Here is a 6,490-nt window from a genome sequence, read left to right on the forward strand (position 1 = left end):
ACACCTTCGGGGGTTTTGCGGAACCTGAAGATCCTCGCCATTGCGGTGAGTCAATCGACAGGGAAATGTTCGAAAAATGTTTGACGAATCGAAAACGAGCCGTCATAATTTTTCAACTCAGCGCCCGTAGCTCAGCTGGATAGAGCACCAGGCTACGAACTTGGTGGTCGGGAGTTCGAATCTCTCCGGGCGCGCCACACAAGAAAGCGAAGGGCCGATGGGAAACCATCGGCCCTTTTGCTTTGGGCCAGATGCGGCCGATGGGAAACCATCGGCCCTTTTGCTTTGGGTCAGAAGTTCGCAAGCAACAGCAAATGGATCCTGGCATTCGCCGGGATGACGGCGACTTTTACGCGTACTGCCTGGCCGGCACTGCCGCGCCGAGGTGGTAGTAGTCGCGATACCAGCGCACGAAGTTCTCCACGCCTTCCTCGACGGTGAACTGCGGGCTGTAGCCCATGTCGTGGGCGAGGTCGCTGCAATCGGCTTCGGTCGACGGCACGTCGCCTGCCTGCAACGGAAGCATCTGCAGGGTCGCCTTGCGTCCCAGGCATTGCTCCAGCACTTCGATGTAGCGCAGCAGTTCCACGCTTTCGCGGCTGCCGATGTTGTACAGCCGGTACGGGGCGACGCCACTGCTGGCCGGGTCCGGCGATTCACCGCGCCAGGCATCATCTTTCGTCGGCACCCGATCGAGTGCGCGCACCACGCCGGCGACGATGTCGTCGATGTAGGTGAAGCTGCGCTTGTGCCGGCCATGGTTGAACACCGGCACCGGTTCGCCGGCGAGGATGGCCTTGGTGAACAGGAACAGCGCCATGTCCGGACGACCCCACGGGCCGTAAACGGTGAAGAAGCGCAGGCCCGTGCTCGGGATTCCGTACAGATGCGCGTAGCTGTGCGCCATCTGTTCGTTGGCCTTCTTGGTGGCCGCGTACAGCGTCAGCGGATGCTCGCTGGGCTGGTGCTCGGAGAAAGGCATCGCCGTGTTGGCGCCGTACACCGAACTGGTCGAGGCGAACACCAGGTGCTCGCTGCCATGGCGACGACAGCCCTCCAGCATGTGCAGGAAACCGGTGACATTGCTGCTGACGTAGACGTGCGGGTTCTCCGCCGCATAACGCACGCCGGCCTGCGCGGCCAGGTGCACCACGCGCTGCGGGCGGTGGCGCTCGAATGCGGCCTCGACGGCGTCGCGGTCGGCCAGGTCGGCATGCAGGTGCGTGTAGCGGGGATGGCCGAGGAAGCGCGCGAGTCGCGCCTTCTTCAGGCCGACGTCGTAGTAGTTGTTGAGGTTGTCGAAGCCCACCACTTCGTCACCGCGTCGCAGCAGTTCCAATGCGACATGCGAGCCGATGAATCCAGCCGTGCCGGTAACGAGGACCTTCATCGCAGGGGATCTCCGAAAGTGGGAAGCGAATGGTTTTGGTAAGAACGCAGCATCACAGCCGGCCGTCGACCGCATCGCGCGGCAGCACGTACTTGACGTCGTAGAGCACCGACACGGGCTTGCCGAGTGCCCTCACGCCAGGCGCGCCGAGTTCGGCGAACTGGCGATGGGCGACGGCGACGATTACCGCGTCGTACTCGCCGGCTGCAGGCGCGTCGATCGTGGTGATGCCGTACTCGGCTGCGGCTTCGTCGGCCGCGACCCAGGGGTCGTGCACGTCGACATTGGCGTTGTAGCCACGCAGCGCGTGGACGATGTCGACCACGCGGGTGTTGCGAAGGTCCGGGCAGTTCTCCTTGAACGCCAGGCCCAGGATCAGGATCCGCGCCTGCACCGGGTTGATGCCCTTGCGCACCATCAGCCGCACGACTTCACTGGCGATGTAGGCGCCCATGCCGTCGTTGGTGCGGCGGCCGGCGAGGATCACGTCCGGGTGGTGGCCGATCTCCTGCGCCTTGTGGGTCAGGTAGTAGGGATCGACGCCGATGCAGTGGCCGCCGACCAGGCCCGGCCGGAACGGCAGGAAGTTCCACTTGGTGCCGGCCGCCTGCAGTACTTCCAGGGTGTCGATGCCGAGCTTGTTGAACAGGATCGCCAGGTCGTTGATCAGGGCGATGTTGAGATCGCGCTGGGTGTTCTCGATCACCTTGGCCGCTTCGGCGACCTTCAGCGAACTGGCCTTGTGCGTGCCGGCCTCGATGATCGAGCCGTAGAGCTGGTCGACGAAGTCGGCGACCTGCGGCGTCGACCCGGAGGTGATCTTGAGGATCGAGGTCAGGCGGTGGTCCTTGTCACCGGGGTTGATCCGCTCAGGGCTGTAGCCGACGAAGAAGTCGCGGTTGAACACCAGGCCCGACGAGCGCTCCAGGATCGGCACGCAGACTTCCTCGGTGCAACCCGGATAGACGGTGGATTCGTAGACGACCACATCGCCGTGCTTGAGCACCTTGCCGAGAGTTTCGCTGGCGCGCGCGAGCGGGCCGAGGTTCGGGCGCTTGGCGGCGTCGATGGGAGTTGGCACGGTGACGATGTAGACATTGCACTCGCGCAGCTCCGACAGCTCGCAGCTGCAGCGCAAGCGCGGCGCCGCGGCCAGCTCGGCCGGATCGACTTCCAGCGTGCTGTCCTTGCCCTGGCGCAGCTCCTCGACGCGGGCGGCGTTGATGTCGAAGCCGACCGTGTCGAAATACTTTGCGAACGCGACCGCCAATGGCAGTCCGACGTAGCCCAGTCCAACCACGCCGACCTTGACGGTCTGCAGCGACGTCGGGGATGAAGGCGCCGGGGCAGGTGCCGTGCTTGCGCCGTGCGCAGCCGTGCGGCCATCGGCGCCGCGCCCTTCACGGCTCACGCCATGAACCTGCGCGCCCTCGAATTCGGTGGTGTCCATGTCGATGACGTCCTGGTGCTCAGGCGTCGCCGCGGCACGCGCCGCGCGAGGGCGTGGACGGATGGCAGTACTGGTGTTCGCGCATGGTGGCCCCTCGGGGAGGCGACATCACGGTGGTGATGCCCGGCCTCGCAGCAGATAACGCGCGGCGGCGCCCAAACAGGACGCGAACGGGGTGCGCGAGCACTGCGGACCGCCGCTGCCGTCCGCCTTGGCCTGAGCGCGTGCGCTCCCGCGTTGAGGGTAGTCGTAGCGACAAGCAGCTGGCGCAAGGCCGGGCAGGGGGAAGTGATGGCAGGGGTTGCTGGAATGACAGGGGCTGTCAGATGACGCTGATCGTGCCCGTACGTCCGCTCGGCGTGCCAGGCGCCATGCCCGACGCGCCGGACCTGCGGCCCTCGCGGGCGCGGTCGTGCGTGGTTGCATTCGCCGAACTCGAGGCGTGGCAATCATGGCTGGAAGAAGCCTGGTCCCTGCTGGATCCGGCTGAACGCACGCGCGTGCTGCATCGGCGCGTGCCCGCCGACCGCGAGGCATTGACCATCGCCTACGCGCTGCACCGGATGGTGCTGTCGGGCGTGCTTGGAATCTCCGCGGCCGACGTCCCGCTGTCGCGCGATGAGCGCGGATGCCCGTGCCTGCCCGGAATGGCTTTGCACACCAGCCTCAGCCACGCCGACGGCGTGGCCGCCTTCGCCGTCTGTGCGATGGGGCCGGTGGGCATCGACATCGAACCATCGCTGCGCGCGAGCGAACTGCCGCAGGTCTCGACCAGCGTCTGCCACGCGATCGAGGCGAGCCAGCTCGCCGGACTGCGCGAGCCGCTCTACAGCCGTGAGCTGCTGGCGTTGTGGGTGCGCAAGGAAGCATTGCTCAAGGCCGAAGGCATCGGCCTGGAGCGGGAAATGACCGCTTTTGTTGCGGCCGACGGTGCGGTCCTGCCGTTGACCGCGTCAACCGCCGACAACGCCGGTCCGGTGCGGCTGTCGATGCTCGAGATCGGTGCGCGCTGGACCGCCGCCGTGGCTGCGCCGGTGGATGCGGTGATCGAAGGCGTCTGGTTGCGACCGGTCGGTGGCCGGGTGGTCGCCGAGCCGGCGTTGTACGTGTCGTGAGTTCGCCGTTGGGGGGATAGGCAACGACGGCCAGGTCGATGGCAAAGCCATCGTGACCAATCGGCCCACACCCCCCGACGCAATGCACGGTTCCCTCGGCATCCGATGCCCTGGAGCCCCCACGCAGCGTGTGCGTCAACCGCATGCAGCCCGCACTGATCGGGTCTTGCATGCCCCCCGCGGGAGTGCGGTTTCATGGTCTTCGGCAAGGCAAGTCTCAAGAACCGGGCGCTGACGCTCATCTGGGTGCTGGAACTGTTGCTGGTGATGGCGGCGGTGGCTGGCGCGGCGTGGCTGCGTTTCATGAACGACCCGGAAGGCCACGAAATATTCTCCGAGAACCTCGCCGTCAGGGCCTTCATGGTGGCGTTGTTCGTGACCACGTCGATGGCGGCACTGGGCTTGTACGAAGTGCATGTGCGCCTGAATCGCTTCGAGTTCGCGCTGCGGATGCTGGTCTCGTTCGCCATCGGCGGCATCGGACTGATGGTGCTTTACTACCTGGTGCCTGCGGCCTACATCGGTCGCGGCGTGATCGTCATTGCCCTGGTCCTGGCACTGGCCGGCATGGCGCTGCTGCGCCTGGGTGTGCTGCAGGTGTTCGCCGGCGACCTGTTCCGACGCCGTGTGCTGGTGCTTGGTGCCGGCCACAACGCCAACCTGATCAACAACCGCCTGCGCCGCAACAGTGACCGCCGTGCCTTCACCCTAGTCGGTTATGTGCCGATTCCGGGGCAGGAGGCCGCGGTGCCCGCCAACCTGCTGGTGTCGCCTGTCGACGGACTGGCCGAACTGACGCATCGCTTGCAGATCAGCGAGGTGGTGGTGGCTCCGGACGAGCGGCGTGGTGGCCTGCCGATGGACGAGATGCTGGCCTGCGTGCAACGGGGCGTGACCATGACCGACCTGTCGACGTTCTTCGAACGCGAAGCCGGCATCGTCACCACCAACCTGGTCGATCCATCGTGGCTGGTGTTCTCCGGCGGCTTCGACCACTCGACCTCGCGCTGCATGAACAAGCGCTTCTTCGATGTGCTGGCCGCCAGCGCGCTGCTGATGGTCACCTGGCCGCTCATGGCGCTGGTGGCGCTGTGCATCCGCCTGGAGTCGCCCGGCCCCATCCTGTACCAGCAGACGCGGATCGGCGAGGGTGGCCGGCCGTTCGAGCTGATCAAGTTCCGCAGCATGCGCGTGGATGCCGAGACCGACGGCGTCGCGCGCTGGGCGCAGACCGGCGATGACCGCACCACCCGTGTCGGGCGCTTCATCCGCCTGGTCCGGCTCGATGAGCTGCCGCAGCTGTTCAACATCCTGCGCGGCGAGATGAGCATCGTCGGGCCCAGGCCCGAGCGCCCGCAGTTCGTCGACATGCTCAGCCGCGAGATCCGCTACTACGCCGTGCGCCACTGCGTGAAGCCGGGGCTGACCGGCTGGGCGCAGTTGCGGTATCCCTACGGGGCATCGGTGCGCGACGCCGAGGAGAAGCTCAAGTTCGACCTGTTCTACGTCAAGAACCACGGCCTGGCATTCGACCTGATCATCCTGCTGCAGACGGTCGAGGTGGTGCTGTTCCAGCGCGGCGCCCGCTGACGGCGGCAGCCGGCTAGCGGGCTTCTTCTTCGGCTTCCTGCACCGGCCTGGGCGTCAGCGTCATCAGCCGGTTCGGCGGCACGCTGCTCCAGTCCACCAGGTGCCCTTCCTCGAAGCGCACCCAGGACGAGCCGTAATTCCACACGTCGTCCTGGACCAGCACCGGTGCGCCCTGGATGGAGATGACCGCGGCCTCTTCCATGCCCAGTTCGAGGGTTGGTTGGTCGGTGCCGGCGGTGCGCACGCTCTGCTGCTGGGCCTGGAGGTTTTCTTCGGCCTTCTTGGCCACCTGGGTCTCCGACCAGTGCAGGGCGACCATGATCACGATCAGCGCCAGCACCGTGATCGTCGCCAGTGCCGGTGTGTTGCGGTTTTGCGACACGCGGACGGCTTGGGTTGCGGTTCGTGGGCCGGCAGCTGGTGCGGCAGCTTCGAAGCCGCGTGCGGCGTGGACCGTGACCTTGGGCGCGGCGCCGGGCAGGCGTCCGTGGATGCGATGGAAACGGATGGCCTTGGAGTAGAGGGCAGTGAGCTCGGTCAGCGCCAGGTGCGCGTCGCTCGATGCAGGCTTGTCCAGGTGCCGGTCGGGGTGAAGTTCGCCGACACGCACGCGGTAGGCGCGCTTGAGGTCTTCGAGACTGCAGCCCGGCTCCAGGCCGAGCTGGTAGTACAAGAGCGCGAAGTCCTGACTCATGGAAGCCCCCCGGGTCAGGCTAATCCTAGCCTTTGTTTTCTTCCGTTGCATGGCCGCTGAAAGCGGCGCGAACCGTTGGAAGAGGTGATTGGGGCGGAAGGACCGGTGGGTGTCTGCGTTTCCACCAGAACGCGTCATGCGGGACAGGGAGTCGGAGCGGGTGTCGTCCGGGGGCGGAAATACGCGCCGATGCGCCGCCCGTGGCGGCAAACAACACTCGATGCCTGGCCGCGGCCCTTCCACCCACCTGC

Annotated in this window: 5 protein-coding genes and 1 tRNA gene; 3 read left to right on the forward strand and 3 right to left on the reverse strand. The window is 66.2% G+C overall.

Going from position 1 to position 6,490, the window contains the following annotated elements:
- The first annotated feature begins 120 nt into the window (after nt 1–120).
- Nucleotides 121–197 (forward strand) — tRNA-Arg (locus HIV01_RS02695).
- A 152-nt stretch (nt 198–349) separates the two neighbouring features.
- Here HIV01_RS02695 and HIV01_RS02700 read toward each other — a convergent pair.
- On the reverse strand, nt 350–1,390 hold the full coding sequence (locus tag HIV01_RS02700) for an NAD-dependent epimerase (RefSeq protein ID WP_200604817.1): 1,041 nt from the start codon (nt 1,388–1,390) through the stop codon (nt 350–352).
- A 52-nt stretch (nt 1,391–1,442) separates the two neighbouring features.
- Nucleotides 1,443–2,711: a Vi polysaccharide biosynthesis UDP-N-acetylglucosamine C-6 dehydrogenase TviB gene (gene tviB, locus HIV01_RS02705; RefSeq protein WP_245156964.1), complete on the reverse strand. Its 1,269-nt coding sequence runs from the start codon at nt 2,709–2,711 to the stop codon at nt 1,443–1,445.
- Nucleotides 2,712–3,166: 455 nt separating this feature from the next.
- Between tviB and HIV01_RS02710 the strand changes: the two genes are divergently transcribed.
- Nucleotides 3,167–3,955: a 4'-phosphopantetheinyl transferase family protein gene (locus tag HIV01_RS02710; RefSeq protein WP_200604825.1), complete on the forward strand. Its 789-nt coding sequence runs from the start codon at nt 3,167–3,169 to the stop codon at nt 3,953–3,955.
- Between the two features lie 195 nt (nt 3,956–4,150).
- Nucleotides 4,151–5,545 carry a TIGR03013 family XrtA/PEP-CTERM system glycosyltransferase gene (locus HIV01_RS02715; RefSeq protein WP_200604829.1) on the forward strand — a complete coding sequence of 465 codons (1,395 nt, stop codon included), beginning with the start codon at nt 4,151–4,153 and terminating at the stop codon, nt 5,543–5,545.
- Between the two features lie 13 nt (nt 5,546–5,558).
- Here HIV01_RS02715 and HIV01_RS02720 read toward each other — a convergent pair whose 3' ends face one another.
- Nucleotides 5,559–6,239 carry a J domain-containing protein gene (locus HIV01_RS02720; protein WP_200604830.1) on the reverse strand — a complete coding sequence of 227 codons (681 nt, stop codon included), beginning with the start codon at nt 6,237–6,239 and terminating at the stop codon, nt 5,559–5,561.
- Nucleotides 6,240–6,490 lie beyond the last annotated feature (251 nt).

Source organism: Lysobacter arenosi, from assembly GCF_016613475.2.
In the GTDB taxonomy this organism is placed as follows: Bacteria; Pseudomonadota; Gammaproteobacteria; order Xanthomonadales; family Xanthomonadaceae; genus Lysobacter_J; species Lysobacter_J arenosi.